This is a genomic window from Variovorax sp. 05N34 (genome assembly GCF_056397405.1).
Genome location: NZ_JBFTNI010000012.1, coordinates 109,202 through 128,631 on the forward strand (window position 1 = coordinate 109,202; position 19,430 = coordinate 128,631).

20 protein-coding genes and 1 pseudogene are annotated in these 19,430 nt (G+C 65.7%); 3 read left to right on the forward strand and 18 right to left on the reverse strand.

Annotation, left to right across the window (positions count from 1 at the left end):
* The first annotated feature begins 21 nt into the window (after positions 1–21).
* On the forward strand, positions 22–813 hold the full coding sequence (locus tag AC1DMA_RS26925; RefSeq protein ID WP_478128399.1) for an SDR family NAD(P)-dependent oxidoreductase: 792 nt from the start codon (positions 22–24) through the stop codon (positions 811–813).
* Between the two features lie 21 nt (positions 814–834).
* Here AC1DMA_RS26925 and AC1DMA_RS26930 read toward each other — a convergent pair whose 3' ends face one another.
* From AC1DMA_RS26930 to AC1DMA_RS26940, 3 genes are read right to left on the reverse strand one after another with little or no spacing between them, the layout of a single operon-like run.
* Positions 835–1,239 carry a TraR/DksA family transcriptional regulator gene (locus tag AC1DMA_RS26930; protein ID WP_478128400.1) on the reverse strand — a complete coding sequence of 135 codons (405 nt, stop codon included), beginning with the start codon at positions 1,237–1,239 and terminating at the stop codon, positions 835–837.
* Positions 1,236–1,454, reverse strand: coding sequence for a hypothetical protein (locus tag AC1DMA_RS26935; RefSeq protein ID WP_478128401.1), 219 nt, complete (start codon positions 1,452–1,454; stop codon positions 1,236–1,238). Before AC1DMA_RS26935 ends, AC1DMA_RS26930 begins: the two co-directional genes overlap by 4 nt.
* Before the next feature lie 36 nt (positions 1,455–1,490).
* A complete protein-coding gene (locus AC1DMA_RS26940) occupies positions 1,491–2,042 on the reverse strand; it encodes a type 1 glutamine amidotransferase domain-containing protein (protein ID WP_478128402.1) in 552 nt (183 codons plus the stop codon).
* 225 nt (positions 2,043–2,267) lie between these two features.
* On the opposite strand from AC1DMA_RS26940, the gene AC1DMA_RS26945 reads away from it, so the two are divergent.
* The gene (locus AC1DMA_RS26945) at positions 2,268–2,459 is read left to right on the forward strand and encodes a hypothetical protein (RefSeq protein WP_478146059.1); all 192 of its coding nucleotides are present in this window, start codon (positions 2,268–2,270) and stop codon (positions 2,457–2,459) included.
* 14 nt (positions 2,460–2,473) lie between these two features.
* Here AC1DMA_RS26945 and AC1DMA_RS26950 read toward each other — a convergent pair whose 3' ends face one another.
* From AC1DMA_RS26950 to AC1DMA_RS27015, 14 genes are all read right to left on the reverse strand, one after another.
* Positions 2,474–4,654: an amylo-alpha-1,6-glucosidase gene (locus tag AC1DMA_RS26950; RefSeq protein WP_478128404.1), complete on the reverse strand. Its 2,181-nt coding sequence runs from the start codon at positions 4,652–4,654 to the stop codon at positions 2,474–2,476.
* Positions 4,655–4,678: 24 nt separating this feature from the next.
* Positions 4,679–5,743 carry a glycosyltransferase family 4 protein gene (locus tag AC1DMA_RS26955; RefSeq protein ID WP_478128405.1) on the reverse strand — a complete coding sequence of 355 codons (1,065 nt, stop codon included), beginning with the start codon at positions 5,741–5,743 and terminating at the stop codon, positions 4,679–4,681.
* Between the two features lie 230 nt (positions 5,744–5,973).
* On the reverse strand, positions 5,974–6,312 hold the full coding sequence (locus AC1DMA_RS26960) for a cytochrome C oxidase subunit IV family protein (protein WP_478128406.1): 339 nt from the start codon (positions 6,310–6,312) through the stop codon (positions 5,974–5,976).
* Positions 6,309–6,953, reverse strand: coding sequence for a cytochrome c oxidase subunit 3 (locus AC1DMA_RS26965; protein WP_478128407.1), 645 nt, complete (start codon positions 6,951–6,953; stop codon positions 6,309–6,311). The genes AC1DMA_RS26960 and AC1DMA_RS26965 overlap by 4 nt, the downstream gene beginning before the upstream one ends.
* Positions 6,950–8,554 (reverse strand): cytochrome c oxidase subunit I, encoded by a 1,605-nt coding sequence (ctaD, locus tag AC1DMA_RS26970; protein ID WP_478128408.1) that lies wholly within the window; start codon positions 8,552–8,554, stop codon positions 6,950–6,952. Before ctaD ends, AC1DMA_RS26965 begins: the two co-directional genes overlap by 4 nt.
* Positions 8,551–9,531, reverse strand: coding sequence for a cytochrome c oxidase subunit II (gene coxB, locus AC1DMA_RS26975; RefSeq protein WP_478128409.1), 981 nt, complete (start codon positions 9,529–9,531; stop codon positions 8,551–8,553). The genes ctaD and coxB overlap by 4 nt, the downstream gene beginning before the upstream one ends.
* Positions 9,532–9,534: 3 nt before the next feature.
* Complete coding sequence (locus AC1DMA_RS26980) at positions 9,535–10,326, reverse strand: SCO family protein (RefSeq protein WP_478146060.1); 792 nt, start codon at positions 10,324–10,326, stop codon at positions 9,535–9,537.
* On the reverse strand, positions 10,323–10,661 hold the full coding sequence (locus AC1DMA_RS26985; RefSeq protein WP_478146061.1) for a hypothetical protein: 339 nt from the start codon (positions 10,659–10,661) through the stop codon (positions 10,323–10,325). Before AC1DMA_RS26985 ends, AC1DMA_RS26980 begins: the two co-directional genes overlap by 4 nt.
* The gene (locus tag AC1DMA_RS26990; RefSeq protein ID WP_478128412.1) at positions 10,648–11,736 is read right to left on the reverse strand and encodes a hypothetical protein; all 1,089 of its coding nucleotides are present in this window, start codon (positions 11,734–11,736) and stop codon (positions 10,648–10,650) included. Before AC1DMA_RS26990 ends, AC1DMA_RS26985 begins: the two co-directional genes overlap by 14 nt.
* Positions 11,736–12,377, reverse strand: coding sequence for a c-type cytochrome (locus AC1DMA_RS26995; protein ID WP_478146062.1), 642 nt, complete (start codon positions 12,375–12,377; stop codon positions 11,736–11,738). The genes AC1DMA_RS26990 and AC1DMA_RS26995 overlap by 1 nt, the downstream gene beginning before the upstream one ends.
* Complete coding sequence (locus tag AC1DMA_RS27000) at positions 12,374–12,913, reverse strand: DUF3341 domain-containing protein (RefSeq protein ID WP_478146063.1); 540 nt, start codon at positions 12,911–12,913, stop codon at positions 12,374–12,376. Before AC1DMA_RS27000 ends, AC1DMA_RS26995 begins: the two co-directional genes overlap by 4 nt.
* A complete protein-coding gene (nrfD, locus tag AC1DMA_RS27005; protein ID WP_478146064.1) occupies positions 12,913–14,259 on the reverse strand; it encodes an NrfD/PsrC family molybdoenzyme membrane anchor subunit in 1,347 nt (448 codons plus the stop codon). The genes AC1DMA_RS27000 and nrfD overlap by 1 nt, the downstream gene beginning before the upstream one ends.
* On the reverse strand, positions 14,256–17,111 hold the full coding sequence (locus tag AC1DMA_RS27010; protein WP_478146065.1) for a 4Fe-4S dicluster domain-containing protein: 2,856 nt from the start codon (positions 17,109–17,111) through the stop codon (positions 14,256–14,258). Before AC1DMA_RS27010 ends, nrfD begins: the two co-directional genes overlap by 4 nt.
* Before the next feature lie 41 nt (positions 17,112–17,152).
* Positions 17,153–17,794: a cytochrome c3 family protein gene (locus AC1DMA_RS27015; protein WP_478146066.1), complete on the reverse strand. Its 642-nt coding sequence runs from the start codon at positions 17,792–17,794 to the stop codon at positions 17,153–17,155.
* 153 nt (positions 17,795–17,947) lie between these two features.
* On the opposite strand from AC1DMA_RS27015, the gene AC1DMA_RS27020 reads away from it, so the two are divergent.
* Positions 17,948–18,943: a lysylphosphatidylglycerol synthase domain-containing protein gene (locus AC1DMA_RS27020; RefSeq protein ID WP_478146067.1), complete on the forward strand. Its 996-nt coding sequence runs from the start codon at positions 17,948–17,950 to the stop codon at positions 18,941–18,943.
* A 27-nt stretch (positions 18,944–18,970) separates the two neighbouring features.
* On the opposite strand, the pseudogene garD reads toward AC1DMA_RS27020, so the two are convergent.
* Positions 18,971–19,430 (reverse strand): annotated as a pseudogene (garD, locus tag AC1DMA_RS27025) (galactarate dehydratase); the annotation flags it as partial.

A 19,430-nucleotide genomic window follows, 5' to 3' on the forward strand; every position in this document is an offset into this window, starting at 1 on the left:
TCGGCACTCGAGGAACACACCATGGCAAATGAAATCTCCGGCCGTCCCTTGGCGGTCGTCACCGGCGCGTCGTCGGGCATTGGCTTCAACCTGGCGAAGTGTTGCGCGGAAGGCGGTTACGACCTTTTGCTGGCCGCCGACCAGCCTCTGGAGGCGGCTGCGCAAGACTGCCGCTCGCTCGGCGCGCAAGTCGAGACGGTGCAGGTCGAGCTTGCCAGCCGCGACGGTGTCGACAAATTGGTCTCCAAGGTGGGCGGCCGGCACGTCGAAGCCTTGCTCGCCAATGCTGGCCATGGCCTCGGCAGGGCGTTCATGGAGCAGGATTTCGCCGAGATACAGCACGTCGTGGACACCAACATCACGGGCACGCTGTACCTGCTGCGCGAGCTGGGCGCCAGGATGGTCGCGGACGGCCGCGGAAAGATCCTGGTCACCGGCTCGGTCGCCGGCTTCATGCCCGGCAGTTTCCAGGCTGTCTACAACGGAACCAAGGCATTCGTGGACTCGTTTGCCGCGGCCTTGCGCAACGAATTGAAGGACTCGGGGGTGACCGTCACTTGCCTGATGCCAGGTCCCACCGACACTGAATTCTTCGCGCGTGCGGACATGCTGGACACGAAGGTGGGCACCGACAAGAAGATGGACCCCGCCGAAGTCGCGAAGATCGGCTTCAAGGCCATGGAAGACGGAGAGGCCGACGTGGTCGCCGGTCTCAAGAACAAGATGCAGGTCGCGATGGCCAAGGTGCTGCCTTCGCAGATGTCGGCCGAGGGTCACCGGAAGCTGGCGGAGCCGGGCACGGCGGAGAGATGACGATAAGGGCTGCAAGGCCCCCTACGCACCAAACGGCGGAACCGAGCGGTGGTTGTTCTCCCACTGCTCCTGATGCTCCAGGCAGAGCTTCGCCGTCGGTTTCGCCAGCAGGCGAGCGAAAGGAATCGGCTCGTCGCATTCGTCGCAGAAGCCGAAGCGCTTCTCGCGCATGCGTTCGCGCGCGTCCTGGATGTCGCGCAACTCCTCCTGGTCGCGCATCAACTGCACATGATCGAGTCCGGCGAGGAAGCGCTCGTCGGCAATGTCGACGGGGTCATTGACCTCACGCGGACGGGGTTCGCTGGACGCGAGACCGCTTTGCTTGAGATCCCGCACTTCAGCGCGCAGGTCCTCCTCGCGGCGCACCAGCAGCGCTTCGAGTTCTTGCAGCTGCGCCTCGTTCAGATGGGCACGGGCATCAGTCATCGTGTCTGCGTGCCCGTGGTCGCGCCGCCCGAGGGAGGCTGAGATGGCGTCGACGACTGCGAGTTCGCCGGCCCTGCGGGCTCCTCGCTTCGCTGCGTCGAGAAGAAGTTGTAGCTCAGCGCACCCACCAGCAGCACTGCAATGGCAATGGCGCCCCAGCGGATGACGCGCTTGTTATCGCGTTCATCGCTTCCGACCTGGCCCTGTGGTTTCATGGCAAATCCTGGTTGTCGAGACATTGCGAGTCCCGCTCAATGCGCAGCGCTCGCGAAGAGCTTCACCATCTCGGCATTGAAGTAGGGGATGTCGTCGGGCCTGCGGCTGGTGACCAATCCATCGTCCACCACCACGGGTTCGTCCACCCAATCCGCACCGGCGTTCTTCAGATCGGTGTGCAGCGAGGGCCATGACGTCATCTGGTGGCCCTTGACGCCCTCGGCCTCGACCAGCGTCCAGGGACCGTGGCAGATCGCGGCAATCGGCTTGGCCGCATCGATGAACGACCGAACGAAGGCGACGGCCTTGCCGTCGATGCGCAACGCGTCGGGATTGACCACGCCGCCCGGGAGCAGCAGTGCATCGAACTCCTCGGGTTGCGCCTCGGCCAAGGGGACGTCGACGGGAAACGAGTCCGCCTGATCGTGGTGGTTCCAGCCGCGCACCTTGTCGTCCTTGGGCGAAACGAGCTTCGTCACTGCGCCGGCGTCATCGAGCGCCTTGCGCGGCTTCACCATTTCGACCTGCTCGAAGCCATCGGTCACCAGGATCGCGACACGCACGCCATCGAGTTGCTTGTCAGCCATGACAGTACCTCCTGAAAAGCCTTCACCCTAGCCGTCACGAAGGGCCTGCCGGATCAGCGTTGGCCTGCACAGCCTGTCGGACAGGAGGGGGTGCATTGCACAAAGCCGCTTGTCGGCTCGGCCGTCAGTGGTCACCGACAGAACTGGGCGACTTCCACCGAGGCCGATGGCGCGGGGTTGGCCCACCATGGGCTCCCTCAACACTCAGCAATCACTGGAGCGAAGATGAAGCCAAGAGTCACGAAGCCGCCGCCTTCGCGCAACAGGATCGATGACGCAGAGGAACCCGAGATCACCCAGGAGGACTCGGTACCGAGCGATGGGAAGGACCGCGTCGGTGAAAAGATGATGGAGCAACTCGGCCGTGAACGTCGCGGGGAGCAAGCCAAGGAAGGCAAGGAAGGCAAGGAAGGCTAGAAGAGCAAAGAAGCCTAGTAGCGAAGATCGAAGCGCACTCTCTTTCGCGCCGCTCCCTGCTGGCGTCCTGCGGGGTCCTCCCGCTGCTCGGCAAATGCAACCACGCGTCCATTGGCGCGACTGAATGCGACGTCGACCCGGTTCCCGCCTAGTTGCAGTCCGTGGAGTTCGATGGTTTCGATGCCCTGCGGCAAGAGCGGCTGATCGACGCGCAATGTGTGTTCGTGCCCGTCGACATGAACCCCGAGCACCGACTGCAGCAGCATGAACACCGAACCCGCCGCCCACGCCTGCGGCAAACAGGCCACCGGATAGGCGACCGGCGCTTCGCCCGATGCGCGATTGAAACCGCAGTACAGCTCCGGCAGCCGCAGCCCGAAATTGATCGCGGCCTCGAACATGCTGCCGATGAGGTGGACGGCGCCATCGCGTTCGCCGTAGCGCGCGATGCCGGCGGCGCATACCGCGACATCGTGCGGCCAGACAGACCCGTTGTGATACGACATCGGATTGAAGCGCGCCATGTTGGCGGGCAGCGTGCGCAGGCCCCAGCCGGTGTCGAACGCACCGGTGAGCAGTTGCCGCGCGACCGCCCGTCCGCGCTCGGCCGAAGGCAGGCCCGTGAACAGAAGGTGCCCCGCGTTCGATGCGCGCACCCGGCAAGGATCGCCAAGCCCGTCGAGCGCCAATGCGTAGAACTGAAGCTCATCCCGCCAGAACTTCTTTTCGACGCGCGCGGCCATTTCCCTGGCGGACTCGTTCCAGCGGGTTGCGCTGTCGTGGTCGCCGCGCCGCGCCGCCATGTGGGCCATGCCGAGAAATGCGGAGAACGCATAGCCCTGGACTTCCACCAGCGCAATCGGCCCGACCGGCGAACTGCCGTCGGCGTGGAAGACGGAGTCATGGCTGTCCTTCCAGCCCTGATTCGCAAGGCCGGTGGTCTCGCCGCGCGCATAGCTCACGAAGCCGTCGTGGCGCCGTACGTTGTCCTCGATCCACGCGGTGGCCGCCAGCAAGGCGCCCCAGATGTCGTCGATGAAGCCATGGTCGCCGGTGCGTCGTGCGTAGGCAGCCGCGAGCATCACGAAAAGCGGGGTCGTGTCCACGCCGCCGTAGTACTTGCCAAAGGGCAGTTCGTTGACCGCGGCCATCTCGCCCTTGCGGGTCTCGTGCATGATCTTTCCCGGCTCCGCATCGCGGAAGGACGAGGTTTCATGCGATTGGTGCGCTGCCAGGAAGGCCAGCACGCCGCGCGCCAGAGCCGGGTCGAGCCAGAGTGTCTGCATCGCCGTGATGACCGCGTCGCGCCCGAACGGCGTCGAGAACCACGGGATGCCCGCATACGGATAAGGCCCCGTCGGCAAGTCGGTCGTCAGCAGGGCGAGATCGGCTTCGGACTTGTCGATCCACGCCTGGAAGAGCCGGTTGGATGCGTGCAGTCGCGCCCCCCGGCGGCGCCGGACGCGCAAGCCGCGGCGCGCACGTGCGGCGGCGTCCCGATAGCGAAGACGCGAGGGCAGCGCGAGCCCGGAGCCGACCTCGAGATAGAGCACCCAATGCTGTCGCCCGGCCAATGCGACGTCGAACGATGCCCCGGAGTCGTTCATCTGCTGCGGGACTTCGGAGAAAGCGATGGAAACGTCGCGCCACACGGAGTCCAGCCCGCGATAGCGAAGTTCGACGCAGTGTTCGCCGACCTGCCCGGCAGCGAATTCGCCGCGCTTGGTGCGGGTTTGCCCGCGCACTTCGAACATGTCGCGAAAGTCGGCCGCGTAAAGCAACTGCAGCGGCACGCGCGTTGCGAGATCGCTGTAGTTGACGAGCGAGATGCGTTCATAGACGCGGTTGTTGCAGAGGAAGCGCCGCCGCTCCAGGTGAATCACGCCTTCGGGCATCGATTCGCCACCCAGCGGGGGCAATGGATGGTTCGTCAGGTTGGCCGTGAAGAAGGCGTTGTCCTGGCTGACGTCGCTGGAGAGCAGGCTGGGCGTCTGCCCATTCATCAAAACCCTGAAGGTGGACAGCAGCCGCGTGTCGTTGTGGAAGAGGCCATCGCCTTCACCCGTGATGTCGCCCATGGCGTCCGCCACGATGAAGGTGTCACCTTCCTTCAATACGAAGAGGCGCTGGCCGGAGCGCGCGGGTGGAGGAGGCCACGCGTTTTCCTGCAGTGCGCCTGCGTCAGGCTCGTTCATGAGCAACTCCGGTTGCGATGGAAATTATGCGGCTTCACCTTCGAGCAGCGCATTCCGGCTGTCGCGTGCCAGTTGCCAATACAACTGCACGTAGCGTCGCGCCATCGCGTCGGCGGTGAATCGATGCTCGAACTCCGCGCGCACACGCGCGCGCGGCAGATGCCGTACCTGCTCGACCGCTTGCACGGCCTGCGCCATGTCGTCGACGATGAAACCGCTCTTGCCGTCTTCCAGCACCTCGGGAACGGACCCGCAGCGCCATGCGATGACAGGCGTTCCGCACGCCATCGCTTCGATCATCACGAGGCCGAAGGGCTCCGGCCAGTCGATCGGGAACAGAAGCGCGCGCGCTTGTCCCAGGAAATCGGCCTTTTGCTCGGCCCCGATTTCGCCGATGTATTCGACCAGCGGATGCGCGAGGAGCGGTTCGATCTCGCGCACGAAGTAGTTGCGGTCCACGGCGTCTACTTTGGCTGCAATGCGGATCGGCACGCCTGCGGCGCATGCAATGGCGATGGCGCGATCGGGTCGCTTCTCCGGCGAGATCCGGCCCAGGAAAGCGAGGTAGTCCCCGCGCGGCGTGGCATTGAACCGGAAGCCCGCCGGATCGACGCCATGGTGCACGGTGGCATACCAGTTCGCATCGGGCATGTCCTTGCGCTGTCGATCGGAGATCGACACCAGCGCGAACTTGTCCCAGCGGCCGTAGGCGCCGGCAAGGTCGGCGATGTCGAGCCGCCCGTGCAGCGTCGTCAAGGTGCAGCCGGCCATGTCCTCGAACAGGGGGAAGTGCAGCATGTCCGTGTGGAAATGCAGCACATCGAATTCATGCGCGCGGCGCCGCACCTCATGCAGCATCGACAGATGCGCGGCAAGGTCTGACTTCAGCGGCGCCGGGTCGAGGCGCAGCGCCTGCTTGCGCGTGGCGACCAGCTTCGCGCGGGTCAGCGTATCGCCGGAGGCGAAGAGCGTGACGTCGTGGCCTTGCTCCACCAGGGCATCGACCAGATGGCCCACCACGCGTTCTGTTCCGCCATAGAGGCGAGGGGGAACGGCTTCATAGAGCGGGGCGATCTGCGCGATTTTCATGGACCAGTCACTTTCGGAGCTGAGCCCGCAACTCTAGGCGCCGGGCCGGGGGGGCTTATCGGAATCTGGCGGCTTGCGCTGTCGTCCAAATCCTCACGGGCTGCTGCTGCGGCGGCGCAGACGGGCGACGTCGTCGGCTTGCACGGCCGGCGCGGTCCTTGGAACCGCCGACTTGCGCTCCTGTAAGCCGCTGGCTTTCGTCAGCGTGCGAACGCACCGTCAGGCCCGGATCACCGGGTTCTCGCGGGCGGCAATTGCTTCGGCTGCTGCCATGCCGCGGCATCGTGAGGGCGCGTCGCGCCGTCGAAATAGCTCAAGCCGCACAACAGTGCCAGCGTGCAAAGCGCGGTGAAGCACGCCGAGCGGCTCCAGGGTGACGCGCGATCGATGCGCATGAACCAGCGCACGACGATGGCCGTCTTGATGCCGGCAATCGCCACGCCGGGAACCCAGCCGTACGTACCCAGCGAGAGGTAGGCGCTGCCGAGGCTGGTCATCAGCAACGCGATCAATGCCAGCCAGACGAGCGCGAGTCGGCGGATGCGGCGGCGAAGGTCTGCGGTGATCATGAATGGCGGCTCACGAGATAAAGAAGTGGATAGAGGGCAATCCACACGATGTCCACGAAGTGCCAATAGAGCCCGGCCACGGAGACGGCAGCGCCACTCGCCCAGTCGAGACGGCGTCGGCAGCCGACGGCGAGCGCAGCCATGAGCGCAATGCCGATGCTCACGTGAATGGCATGCAGGGCCGTTGAAAGGAAATAGAAAGCAAAGAACATCTGCGCGCCTTGCGGCACATCTTCGCTGTCGCCCAGCCGGAATGCCGGCCCCGGGAAGAGCCCTTCATGCCAGTCCTTGCGGTATTCGATGCCCTTGATCATCAGGAAGACGATGCCGAGGACCGCAGTGGCCGCGAGCAGGCGAGAGGACAGCCTTGCCGCGTTGGCAGAGTGCGCTTCGACGGCCATGGCGACGCAGGCGCTGCTGCTGAGCAGGATGGCGGTGTTCAGGGTGCCGAGCACCACGTCCGTGTGGCGGCTCGCCGCCGCGAATCCGTCGGGCCACTGCGCGCGGCCGAAGGCATAGGTCAGCAGCAGGGCGCCAAAGAAAAGGACTTCGCTGCCGATGAACACCCACATGCCGAACTCCCCGACGCGAGGGGCGCCTGGCCGCGAGCCGGAAGCCGCTGCGTTCGTCATGTTCGTCATTGCAGCGCCTTCGCGTCGGCGCGGTGCTGCGGCGTGTAGTCGTACGCATCGCCGGGCGCCTTCGGCGGCGCGTCGAAATTGTGGGTCGGGGGCGGCGAGGAGGTCTGCCACTCCAGGCCTGTCGCGTTCCATGGATTGCGCCCGGCGCGCGCGCCATGGTGCAGTGACCGGATCAGATAGAAGAGCGGCATCAGGTAGCCCAGGGCCAGCACCACCGCCCCCGCGGAGGACAGCACATTGAGCACCTGGTATTCCGGCGCGTAGGCGTGATAGCGCCGGGGCATTCCCTGAAAGCCCAGCAGATACTGAGGAAAGAACGTGAGATTGAAGCCGACGAAGATCAGCACCGCCGCAATGCGCGCCCACAGCTCGTGATAGAGCCGCCCCGTGACCTTGGGCCACCAGAAGTGCAAGGCCCCGAAGTACGCCATCACCGCGCCGCCCACCATGATGTAGTGGAAGTGGGACACCACGAAGTAGGTGTCGGTGAGATGAACGTCGAGCGCAAGCGACGCCAGAAAGAGCCCCGTGAGCCCGCCGATGGTGAACAGGCCGACAAAGCCGAGCGCATACAGCATCGGCGCATCGAAGCGGATCGAGCCCTTGTACAGGGTGGCCGTCCAGTTGAAGACCTTGATGGCCGAGGGCACCGCGACCATGAAGCTCAGGAACGAGAACACCACGCTGGCGGCGGTCGATTGCCCGCTCACGAACATGTGATGCCCCCACACCAGGAAACCGAATGCGGCGATGGCCAGCATGGCATAGGCCATGAAGCGATAGCCGAAGATCCGCTTGCGCGCAAAGCACGGAACGATCTCGCTGACGACGCCCATGGCGGGCAGCACCATGATGTACACCGCCGGGTGCGAGTAGAACCAGAACAGGTGCTGGAACAGCAAGGGATCGCCGCCGTACGCCGGATCGAACACACCCACCTGGAAGAGCCGTTCGGCCACCACCAGCAGCGTCGTGATGGCCAGCACCGGCGTTGCCAGCACGAGGATGATGCTGGTCGCGTAGATCGCCCAGACGAACAACGGCAGCTGGAACCAGCCCATGCCCGGCGTGCGCATCGTGTGGACCGTGACGATGAAGTTCAAGCCCGTGGCAATCGACGAGAAGCCCGTCACGAAGACGCCGACCAGCGTCAGCACGACGTAGCCGTTGGAAAACATCGTGGCGTAGGGCGTGTAGAAAGTCCAGCCGGTGTCGACGCCGCCGAAGAAGAGCGCCAGCAGGGTGAGCAGGCCACCGGCGATATAGAGATACCAGCTCAAGAGATTCAGGCGCGGCAGGGCGAGGTCCTTGGCGCCGATCATCATCGGCAGCACGAAGTTGCCCACCACGGAGGGGATCGACGGGATCAGGAACAGCCAGACCATCACGACACCGTGCGCGGTGAAGAGCTTGTTGTAGGTGTCGGCGCGGACGAGGTCGCCGGCGGGCGTCACGAGTTCGAGCCGGATCATCGTGGCCGCCGCGCCGCCGACAAAGAAGAAGAAGGTGATCGCCACCGCATAGAGGATCGCGATGCGCTTGTGGTCATGCGCAAGAAACCATGAGCGGATGGTGAGCCCGTCGGTCAGGTAGCTGGTCATCGCAGTTGCTCCACATCAGGCATTGCCGGGGCACCGGCACGCAGGTAGGCAATCAAGGACTGGAGTTGCGCCTCGTCGAACTGGCCCTGGAAGCTCGGCATCACGGGCGCGAAGCCGGCGACGACGTCCTTGCCGGGTTGCAGGATGGAGTCGCGCAGGTAGTTGTCGTCGGCGACGATGGTGCGGCCGTCCTGCAGATGCACCAGTCGGCCGCTCAGGCCCTGCAGGAGCGGCGCGTGCACCGTCGAGGCCGCGTTGTGGCAGCCGCTGCAGCCGGCGCTGCGAAAGAGGGCAAATCCTTGTTCGATCGTGCCGTTCTCGGGCGGCCCGGCTTGCGTCCAGCGCGCGTATTCGGCCGCGGGCATGACCGTCACGACGCCGACCATCGCCGAATGGTCGCTCCCGCAATACTCCGAGCAGAACAGCCTGTATTCGCCAATCCGGGTGGCAGTGAACCAGAAGCGCGTGAAGCGGCCCGGAACCACGTCCTGCTTGAGACGGAAGGCCGGTACGTAGAAGCTGTGGATGGCGTCCTGCGACGACATGACGAGCGCAACCGGCTGCCCCAGAGGCACGTGCAGCGTGTTGATCTCGCGCCGGCCACTCGGATGCTGCAGCTTCCACATCCATTGCTTGCCGACGACATTGATCGTCAGGGCGCCGGCTGGCGGCTCCCGCAAGGTGAGGTATTGGCTCGCGGCCCACATGAAGAGGCCGAGAAAGATCAGAAGCGGGGCGATGGTCCACGCTGCTTCGAGGCCGCCTGCGTTGCTTGGCGGGTCGGTGCGATCCACATCCGACCCGCTGCGGTAGCGCACGCACATCCATACGATGAGGCTGCCAACGGCCAGCGCCATGACGCCGCACAGCAACAGCATCGCGCCGAACAGCGCATCGGTGTGCGAGGCGATCGACGACGCCTCCGGCATGAACAGCCGAATACCGGACGGCGCGAGGACGGCGGGTAGTTCGTTCATGGCTCAGGAAGCGCTCGCGGCGCGGCGGCGCCAGATCCACAGGCCCATCGCGATCGCGCCCATGCAGCCGAGGATGCGCATCGCGTCCATGACAGCGACGCTGTAGCGCCCAGTGACGGGGTCGTAGTGGCCGCACAGCAGCGTCAGCCGATCGGTGAGCGAGCCGACATGCCCGCCTGCCGCTTGCTCGACGGCGAGGCGCAACTCGCGCGCGTCGAAGCGCACGCCCGGAAAGTAGCGCGCGACGGTTCCCTGTGGCGTGGCGACCACGAAGCCGGCGCTGTGAGCGATGCCGTTGTCGCCGCGCTGGACCGCGTAGCCGAGCGCACGAGTGAGACGCTCGGATGTTGGGGCGCTCGTCGTCAGCAGATGAATGTCGATGTCACGATCGGCGAGGAAGCGGGCGTAGTCGCGGTAGTCGGATTCGCGAGCGCGGGCCATGGCCGGTGTCTCGTCGGGGTCGATGCTGAAGCCGACGATGCGCCAGGAGCTCTGCGGCAGCCCGCTGCCTTGCAGCGCCTCGAGCACGCCCTGCATGACGAGCCCGCACAACTCGGTGCATTGGTAGTAGCCCGGCACTAGCACCACTGCCCGGTCGCCGCCGAAGAATTCGCGCAAGCGCATCGGCTTGCCGTTGCTTTCGACCATCGAGACATCCAGCGGCAACACCGCACCGATTCGTTGTACGAGCTGGACCTGGGGCGCCGATGGCAATGCCAGCGGTGCCTCGGCAAGCGCAGGCACAGCGGCGAACAGCGCGCAGAGCAGCGGCAGCATGTTCGACAGCAACCTCATTGCGGCGCCCCTTGCCGCGTGGCAGGGCCGGACCGGGCGCGCAGCCCGCGCTCGGTCATCAGGCTCATCGCGCGATCGACGGGGATGCGCACGTAGCCCGGTGATCCGGGAACCGGACCGGTTGCATCGAGCTCGTCCTGCTTCTCCTTTCGATAGGTCGCCAGGTCGTCCTGCGGTGCCGTTTGAAGGTCGGGCCTGGCCTGTGCTTCAGAGAGGCCTGCCGGGTCTCCCTTGCCGACTTGCCAGTAGGCCAGCAGCATCACGCAAAAGACGAGGGCCAGCAGGCCGAGGAGCGCCAGTGCTGTGCGACGCGGACCGGGATCACGCGCGGGCATTCGCCACCTCCCTCGTTCCTGCATCGAGCATCGGTGCAAACACCAGCAAGCCAATGCCCGCCATGCAAAGGGGTGCCAGCCACCATATGGCTGCTGCATGGGGATCGACTGACGGAACGACCAGCCATACCGAATCAAGCGCGTTGGCCAGAAGGAGAAGCCCGGCCGTGGCGCCGAGCGTGGCGGGACGATCCTTGATGGGGCGCATGACGAGTGCCGCGACCGGCAACGCAAGCTGCAATCCGACCAGGGCCAAGCCCACGTTGAACCAGCCTGTCTGCAAGCGCGGAACGAACCACGAGATTTCGTTCGGCAAGTTCTCGGCCCAGATGATCAGGAACTGCATGAAGCCCAGGTAGCCCCAGGTCAGCACGTACATGAGCAGCAGGTTGCCCAGGTCACGGCCGACCGGGACTTCAGGCGCGGCCTTCGATTGCAGGGTCGCGGGCAGGCGCCACGCCGTCCACGCGGTCAGGGCCGCGGCGCCAGCGAGTGCTTGCGAGACCAGGACCAGCAGAGCGAAACCCGTGCTGCGCCATCCAGGCGTGAGCGACATCAGCAGATCGATTGCAGCCAGCGAGCCCAGCAGCGAATGGATGATCAGGCTCGCCGCCGCGCGTCGCCTGCTGAGCACCGGCCGAAGGGCACTGCGCGACAGCCAGAACCAGACGAGCCCATACAACAGCATCCGCGACGCGAACGCCGGAAGGTCGAGCCATGCGCGCGCAAAGGCGGGTTCTTCCAGTCTGCTCAACACGTCCGAATGCGGCGAGGCCCAGGGGTAAAGCGCCGTCACGCCCAAGGCAATCGGGACAAAGAGCGGGCCGAGCCACCAACGGCGAACCATCAGCAGCGCGGCCGCCGGGCGCAGCACTTCGCCCCAGCGCCCGCCGGTGAGCCTGTGCAGCCACAGGTTGATGCAGGCGCCCATCACGATGCCGACACACCACCACCACGCGGCCAGCCAGGCGGCGAGAAAGACGCGCGTGCCGCCGTGCCATCCGGCGACGAATCCGGCCAGAAGCAGCAGCACGGCACCGAGAGCGGTGGCGCGAGGCGCGCAGACGCGGCGCATCACCGGAGCTCCTTGGTCGAACCCGGCACCGGATGCCAACTCTGCGGCTCGGCCGGTGCCGGCAGATCGGCGACGAGTGCATGCCGGCTCAACTGCAATGCACGTATGTAGGCGGCGATGGCCCACCGGTCCGAGGGCTGGACGCGGTCCGCATACGAATACATCACGCCATAGCCATGGGTGATGACATCGAAGAAATGGCGATCGTCGACGGCGCGCAGGCGGTCGATGTGAAAAGACGGCGGTGATGGGAAGCCCCGCCGCACCACCGGGCCATCACCGTCCCCGACCGGGCTGTGGCAGGGCACGCAATAGATGGTGTAGCGCTCCTGGCCTCGAAGCAGGAGCGCACTTGACGGCCTTTCGGGGAGCGCCTGCTGAGCGAGAGCCGCTTCCTGATCGCCCAGATGCTGAGACCCGGCGCGACCGCTCGAAGTCGCCGCAATGTCGCCGCTCGCACGGGCCACGGTCCCCGGCGGCGGTGGACGCGTCCCCATCTTGTCCGGGAAGAGAGAGCTGCCCGCATCGGGCCGCAGCTTGGGCTGCCGCAGCATGTCGCGTTCGGAGCGGTCGCATCCGCCCAGTATCGACACTGTGCCGCACAGGCAGAGCAGGGCGGCGAGGTTGGCACTCGGCCTCACGGCATCACCTCGCTCACGCGCAGCGGATCGAGCCGCTGCAACAGCGCACGCGCTTGCCCGTCGTCGAAGGCCGGATCGTCCCGACGCAGGCACAGGAAGAACCGGTTGCGCATCGAGAGATCGAAGTCCGGCGCATTGAAGACGGGGTGGTAGAGCCTGGGCATGCCTGCGCGCCACAGCATCGCTCCGACCGTGGCGAATGCACCTCCCAGCACCGCGAGAGAAAAACTCACCGGGACGAACATCGGCCAGCTATGCAGCGGCCGCCCGCCGATGTCGATGGGGTAGGACACGACAGCCGCGTACCACTGCATGAAGTAGCCCAGCACGCCGCCGAGCACCGTGCCGACCAGGCAAGCGAACGCAACGCCGCGAGGACGCACACCGAGTGCTTCGCCGAGCCCTTCGACGGCGAAAGGCGCGTAAGCCTCCGCACGGCGATAGCCCGCGGAACGCGCCTCGCGGACCGCATTCAGCAGCGCGTCCGAAGAGGCGAACTCGGCGATGAGTCCCCAGGGTTGGGTGGCGTCGTTCATCAGCCGGCCTCCGCCTCGGTGTGCTCCAGCTCGCGCATCTCGGCCATGGAGATCACCGGCAGGACGCGGACGAACGCGAGGAACAGCCATGCGAACGCGCAGATGGAGCCGAGCAGGAAGACCCAGTCCCAGGCGGTCGGCACAAACAAGCCCCATGCCGAGGGCATGAAGTCGCGATGGAGGCTGGAGACCACGATGAGTACCCGCTCCATCCACATGCCCAGGTTGATCGCGAGGCTGAGCCCCAGAAGCAGTCCGGCGCTTCTGCGGCAGCGACGCCACCACAGCAATTGCGGCAGCAAGACGTTGCACACCAGCATCGACCAGTAGACCGGCGCATAGAAGCCGACCCAGCGGTCTTCGGTCATCGCGATGTCGTAGCGGTCCCCGCTGTAGAACGCCATGAAGATCTCGCTGAGATAGCCATAGGCCACCAACGAAGAAGTCGCCAGCAGGACCTTGCCTGCGTGGTCGAGATGCACTTCGGTGATGAAGTCGTGCAAGCCGAAAGCGCGGCGCAAGGGGATCGCAATGGTCAGCACCATGGCAAATCCTGAGAACAGCGCGCCGGCGACGAAGTAGGGCGGAAAGATCGTGGAGTGATAACCTGGTGTGTTGCCGATCGCGAAGTCCAGCGAGACCACCGAATGCACCGACACGACCAGCGGCGTCGCCAGGCCCGCCACCAGCAGATAGGCCTTCTCGTAATGCACCCACTGCCGCGCCTCTCCGCGCCATCCGAGGGCGCCGAGGGCGAAGACGAAGCGCTTGATGCGCCCCTCGGCGCGGTCGCGCAGCGTGGCGAGGTCGGGGATCAACCCCACGTACCAGAACACGAACGACACGATGATGTAAGTCGCGATCGCAAAGAAATCCCACACGAGCGGACTGCGCCATTGCGGCCACAGGCCCATGGTGTCGGGGTAGGGCGCGATCCAATAGAACTTCCAGGCGCGTCCCAGATGCAGCAGAGGAAAGATCGCCGCCATGGTGGCGGCGAACAGTGTCATCGCTTCGGCGAACCGGTTGATGGAGGTTCGCCACTTCTGGCGCAACAGCAACAGCACCGCCGAAATGAAAGTGCCCGCGTGGCCGATGCCGATCCACCACACGCAATTGGCAATTGCGAAGCCCCAAGCCACCGGAATGTCGACACCCCATATGCCCACGCCTGTGCGCAGCAGGTAGACGATGGCTGCGGCGAAGCCGAGCGTGCCCGCGAACGTGCCCCAGAAGGCGATTCGCCAGAGCTTGCCGGAGGGCCGCGACAACACCAGATCGGCAATCTTGTCGGTGATGCTCGCGTAGCCCCAGTGGCCGCGCAGGACGGGCGGCGCGACGCTCATTGACCGGCCTCGTCATCGGCGACGACGCGCGCAAGGTAGGTCGTCCGCGGGCGCGTGTTGAGTTCTTCCAGCAGTGTGTAGTGCCTCGGCGATGCCTTCGCGCGCGAAACGGCACTGCCCGGATCGGCAAGGTCTCCGAAGTGGATCGCGCTTGTCGGGCAGGCAGCCTGGCAGGCCGTCACCACGTCGCCGTCCGCGAGCGGCCGTCCGGAGCGCTCCGACTGCAGCCGCGCCCGCGTGATCCGCTGGAGGCAATACGTGCACTTCTCCATCACGCCGCGCGCGCGCACCGTGACGTCCGGATTGCGCTGTGCCTTCAGTGTTTCGGTGGACTCGTCGCTGTACTGGAGGAAGTTGAAGCGCCGCACCTTGTACGGGCAGTTGTTGGAGCAGAACCGCGTGCCGACGCAGCGGTTGTAGACCTGCACGTTCAGGCCTTCGCTGTCATGCACCGTCGCGCCGACCGGGCAGACGATCTCGCACGGCGCGTTTTCGCAATGCATGCACGGCACGGGCTGGAACACGCCGCTATGGCTCGGCGCTTCGGCTTCCTCGTAGTGGTCGATGCGAATCCAGTGCATTGCACGACCGCGCGCCACTTGCTCCGCACCCACGACCGGGATGTTGTTCTCGGCCTGGCATGCGACGGTGCAGGCATTGCAGCCGATGCATGCATCCAGGTCGATCGCCATGCCCCAGGCGTGCTCGGCGAACCTGTTCATCGGCGGATAGAGCGAGGGGGCCGGCTCCTTGGGCGTGATCGCGGCCTTGGACGCCGGAACACTGCGGGCCAGTTCGCGGCCTTCCTGCGACATGGTGTGCTGCGTGCGCGCGAACTCGATGTGGCGTCCGGTCGCGGTCAGCGTCAACGGCCGAGCGCCGTCGCCGCCTGCCGGCCTGAGCGCGTATGCATCGAAGCCAATGCCGGAGCCCACGCGGCCGGCCTCCGTGCGGCCCAAACCGAGCGGCAGGGTGGCTGCACCTTCCGCATGCGAGGCTTGCACCCACACAGGCGCTTCGATCGATTTGGGACCGATGGCGGCGCGCACCACGTCGCCATTGCGCAGCGAAAGCGATGCTGCCGTGCGCGGGCCGAGATGCAGTGCGTTTCCCCAGGTGATGTGGGTGAAGGGACGCGGCAGTTCCTGCAGCCATGCGTTGTTCGCGAATGCGCCGTCGCCGGCCGAAGGATCGGGAACGAAGACTGCGGCAAGTGCGCCGGCTTGCGGCAGGGGCCGGTCGGCGCGGGGAGGCACGTTCGCATGCGGCAGCGACAGCGGCTCGAAGGCGCTCTGGGCGATCACGCCATTGCGCAGACTCTCGCGCCAGAACTGCTCGAAATCGTCGCCCGCACGGCCTGGCGGCTGCTGCTGGCGCCACTGGCGTCGCACGAGCTCGCGGCCATCCCGCACGGTGTCGTCGAGCATGGCGGCGAGCAGCTCATGCGCGGATCGCGTGTCGTACAGCGGCATGATCACGGGCTGAATCAGCGAGGCGCTGCCGTCGAACGCGCGCGCGTCGCTCCATTGCTCGTAGGTGTGGCTCAGGGGCAAGTGCCATCGGCAGCATCGCGCGGTTTCGTCTGTGTAGAGCCCGGCGCGCACGGTGAAAGGCACCTGCGAGATCGCCTCTGCTACGGACAACTCGCCCGGCGTGTCATACGCGGGGTTGCCTCCGATGACCAGGAGCGTGTCGACCGCACCGTTCCTGATGGCGTCGAGCAGAGCTTGCAGGTCCTGGCCGCCGCCTCCTTCGGGTGGGTCGATGCCTTCGATCGTGCGACCGACCGATCCCAGCTTTTGATGAAGTGCCCATGCAAGCGCATGTGCGCGCGGTGTCAGCGCGTCGCCGACCACGATCAACGCGTCCGGTCCCGCGGCGCGCAGCGCGGAGACCAGGCGCGTTTCGAAGCGCGCGGCATCGGCGTCCGGACCGGCGCTGTTGCTATTGCCATCATTTGCACGGTCCACCTCGATGAAGTGCCCGGCGACCCGCTCCAGCAGTGCCTCGATTGCCGCTGGAGGCAGGGCGATGCGATCGTCGGCGCGTGCGCCGAAGAGTCCGGGCGTTGTCTCGACGGCGACCAATCGAGCTGCATGGCCGGTCCCCGCGGCGGCCCGGGCTCGTGCCCAGTCGGCAGCGCATCGAACGCTCTCCGGACTGCCGGTGAACGGGTCGGCCCCAAACGAAACGATCAGCCTTGCCTTGCCGAAATCGTGCCGCGGGCGCACCGGTCGCCCGAAGGCGGTTCGAGTGCCGCTCAACGCAGAAGCGGGAGAAAGAGGATCGTGCCTGTGCAAGACAGTGCCTGGATAGCGCGCGACGAGTTCGCCCAGCTGCGCCTGCAGCGTAGGCGATGTGATGGTGGGCGTCAGGATGCGCAGCCCGGGTCCCTTGCCTTCGCCCCAGCGGCTCGCGCGTTCGCGCCAGGCGGTGTCGAAGGCGGCCCACGTCGAAGGGCTCGCATCGATGCCGGGCTTCGGGCGGCTTTGCACAGTCTGCGAGCGGTCGGGGTCCCACAGCTCCAGCACCGAGGCCTGCGCAAACGAGTCGGTGGTTCCCAGGCTGGCGGGGTGCAGCGGATTGCCCTCGATCTTGATCGGCCGACCTTCCCGCGTGCCCACCAGCACGCCATGGGCGAAGCCGCTGCGCACGAAGCTCGTCGCATAGAAGATCGCGCCTTCGCCCAATCCCGCCTCGGGCATGCGGACGAAAGGGTGTGCCTGTCCTGGAGGAGCGCGGGTGCAACCGGCGCTCGCCAGCGCCACGGACGCGGCCATCAGGGTCATGGCATGCCGCCGCGTCATCCCTGGTTCAGACACGATCTCGATCACGGATTTCGTCGAAGTCATGGCGCGGATAGAGGCGAGAGGCGAGAGGCGAGCGAGTGGTGCTATCGATGGCAGGTCGAGCAATCGGTCAGGCGGCGCTCGCTCAACAGGCGGGCAATCATCCGAACCGTTGCGGTGTCTCCATCGTCCAGCGGCTGCATGCTGAACACCTTCGAGGGATCGTGCAGATGCGGGAGCGGGTTGCGGTGGCATTTGACGCACCACTCCATCTGGAGCGTTGCGACGCGGCGCATCAACGGCATCTGGTCGACCCGGCCATGGCATTCGATGCAGGCCACGCCCTTGCTGATGTGAATGCTGTGATCGAAATACACGAAATCCGGCAGTCGATGGACCCGGTTCCATGCGATGGGATTGCCGCTTTYGGCGCTGTCCCGAACGGGCGCCAGCAGGGGTGCGTCGGAGAACAACTGCGAGTGGCAGTTGAGGCAAATCTGCGTTGACGGAAAGCCCGCGGATGCGGAGGTCTCCACGGACGTGTGGCAGTAACGGCAATCGAGTCCGACATCCCCGACGTGATGCTTGTGGCTGAAGGGAACCGGTTGCTGCACGATCTCGTTTTCGCCCGTGTCCTCGAATCCGCGCCAGGCCGCGATGCCAATGCCCAGTGCCACCAGCACGAACAATCCGATCAACGTCAGACTGACTGCCAATTCGGTTTGGCGCTGGATGATTTGGGCCATCGCGGCGTATTAGCACAGTTGGGGGTGCCGTGGTGTCCGCCTTTTGCTTCCTCATTCAGCGCCCTCGACTGACACCCGCGCGCTTGCGATCGGCCCCCACTTTCGGTCACCAATATCGTTAACCTATCGCTGACAAGAACGAGTACATCGAGGATGCCGAGCAACTTGAAGGTCATCTTGCGCGCAGTCCGACGCTGGGCCTTCATCCCCGTCTCGGCCGTCGTGCTGAGTGTGCTGCTGTCGCATGCGCACGAGATCGATTGGGCGGGCGCCTGGTCGGCCCTGCGGCACTATTCGCCGCTGCTTCTGCTCGGAGCGCTAGGCCTCGCCATCGTGAGCCACATGCTGTATGGCTGCTTCGACCTGCTGGGACGACGCCACACAAGACACGGGCTCCCGCGGCCGCAGACCTTCTGCATCGGCATGGCGACCTATGCGTTCACGCTGAATCTGGGGACTCTGCTCGGAGGCGTCGCGACCCGAGTGCGCCTGTATGCGCGGGCCGGGCTCGACGAAGTCACGATCGCGCAGATCATCGCGATGAGTGCGACGACCAACTGGATGGGCTACGGCGTCATCGCTGGGGGGCTCTTCGCCGCACGCGCCATCACGCCGCCGGCACGATCGCCACTGACGGCCGAAGCCTTGCAGGCGCTCGGGTTCGCGATGATCGCGCTGGCCTGCGCGTACGTCGCAGTCTGTGCGATGGCTCATGGGCGCACCTGGCAAGTGCGGCATCGCAAGATTCGTCTGCCCGCGCCCGGCCTTGCCTTGCTGCAACTCGTGGTGTCGGCGGGCCACTGGTTCACGATGGGCGGGGTCATGTACCTGCTGCTGGACCAGCAGGTGTCGTACCCGATCACGCTGGCCGTGCTGATGACCGCCGCAATCGCGGGCGTGGTGACACCCGTCCCCGCCGGCCTCGGCGTGCTGGAAGCCGTCTACCTGATGCTGCTGTCAGGCGCTGTTCCGCAGGGCCGGCTCATGGGGGCGGTGCTGGCGTACCGAGCGCTTTACTACCTGGTGCCGCTTGCGGGTGCGATGGGAATCTATTTTGGGCTGGAGAGATACATGTCCCGCCGCCGCAACGCGGCGAATCCGTTGGTGCAGGCGCACACGCCGCAGCCTATGGGGCGGCATGTGCCTTGAGTGGACGTCGGCGAGTGACAAGTCAGGTCAGGTCACCGGCGCGGGGTTGAAAAGCACGAGCGCGTTGTGCAGCTTCCACTGCTCCGCCCAGGTCTTCTTGCGGCCGCTGGCGACGTCCAGCATCAGCCTGAACATCTCCCAGCCGACGTCGGCGATGGTCTTCTCTCCGGTGGCGATCGTTCCGGCATTGATGTCCATCAGGTCGTGCCAGCGGCGCGCGAGGTCTTCGCGCGTGGCGACCTTGATGACTGGCACCTGCGCCAGGCCGTAGGGCGTGCCTCGGCCGGTGGTGAACACATGCAGATTCATGCCGGCAGCCAATTGAAGCGTGCCGCAGATGAAATCGCTCGCCGGAGTGGCCGCATAGATCAGCCCCTTCTGGCGCACCTTCTCGCCCGGCGAGATCACGCCCGAGATCGGCGCGCTGCCCGACTTCACGATCGAGCCCATCGCCTTCTCGACGATGTTGGACAGGCCGCCCTTCTTG

Coding starts and splice junctions, on each gene's coding strand:
- AC1DMA_RS26990 (WP_478128412.1), bottom strand. CDS start 11,736: ATGCGCCGCGTCTGCGCGCCTCGCGCCACCGCTCTCGGTGCCGTGCTG.
- AC1DMA_RS26945 (WP_478146059.1), top strand. CDS start 2,268: ATGAAGCCAAGAGTCACGAAGCCGCCGCCTTCGCGCAACAGGATCGAT.
- AC1DMA_RS26930 (WP_478128400.1), bottom strand. CDS start 1,239: ATGACTGATGCCCGTGCCCATCTGAACGAGGCGCAGCTGCAAGAACTC.
- coxB (WP_478128409.1), bottom strand. CDS start 9,531: ATGAACGAACTACCCGCCGTCCTCGCGCCGTCCGGTATTCGGCTGTTC.
- AC1DMA_RS26940 (WP_478128402.1), bottom strand. CDS start 2,042: ATGGCTGACAAGCAACTCGATGGCGTGCGTGTCGCGATCCTGGTGACC.
- nrfD (WP_478146064.1), bottom strand. CDS start 14,259: ATGAGCGTCGCGCCGCCCGTCCTGCGCGGCCACTGGGGCTACGCGAGC.
- AC1DMA_RS26925 (WP_478128399.1), top strand. CDS start 22: ATGGCAAATGAAATCTCCGGCCGTCCCTTGGCGGTCGTCACCGGCGCG.
- AC1DMA_RS26955 (WP_478128405.1), bottom strand. CDS start 5,743: ATGAAAATCGCGCAGATCGCCCCGCTCTATGAAGCCGTTCCCCCTCGC.
- AC1DMA_RS26960 (WP_478128406.1), bottom strand. CDS start 6,312: ATGATCACCGCAGACCTTCGCCGCCGCATCCGCCGACTCGCGCTCGTC.
- ctaD (WP_478128408.1), bottom strand. CDS start 8,554: ATGACCAGCTACCTGACCGACGGGCTCACCATCCGCTCATGGTTTCTT.
- AC1DMA_RS27010 (WP_478146065.1), bottom strand. CDS start 17,111: ATGACTTCGACGAAATCCGTGATCGAGATCGTGTCTGAACCAGGGATG.
- AC1DMA_RS27020 (WP_478146067.1), top strand. CDS start 17,948: ATGCCGAGCAACTTGAAGGTCATCTTGCGCGCAGTCCGACGCTGGGCC.
- AC1DMA_RS26985 (WP_478146061.1), bottom strand. CDS start 10,661: ATGCCCGCGCGTGATCCCGGTCCGCGTCGCACAGCACTGGCGCTCCTC.
- AC1DMA_RS26950 (WP_478128404.1), bottom strand. CDS start 4,654: ATGAACGAGCCTGACGCAGGCGCACTGCAGGAAAACGCGTGGCCTCCT.
- AC1DMA_RS26935 (WP_478128401.1), bottom strand. CDS start 1,454: ATGAAACCACAGGGCCAGGTCGGAAGCGATGAACGCGATAACAAGCGC.
- AC1DMA_RS26965 (WP_478128407.1), bottom strand. CDS start 6,953: ATGACGAACATGACGAACGCAGCGGCTTCCGGCTCGCGGCCAGGCGCC.
- AC1DMA_RS26980 (WP_478146060.1), bottom strand. CDS start 10,326: ATGAGGTTGCTGTCGAACATGCTGCCGCTGCTCTGCGCGCTGTTCGCC.
- AC1DMA_RS27000 (WP_478146063.1), bottom strand. CDS start 12,913: ATGAACGACGCCACCCAACCCTGGGGACTCATCGCCGAGTTCGCCTCT.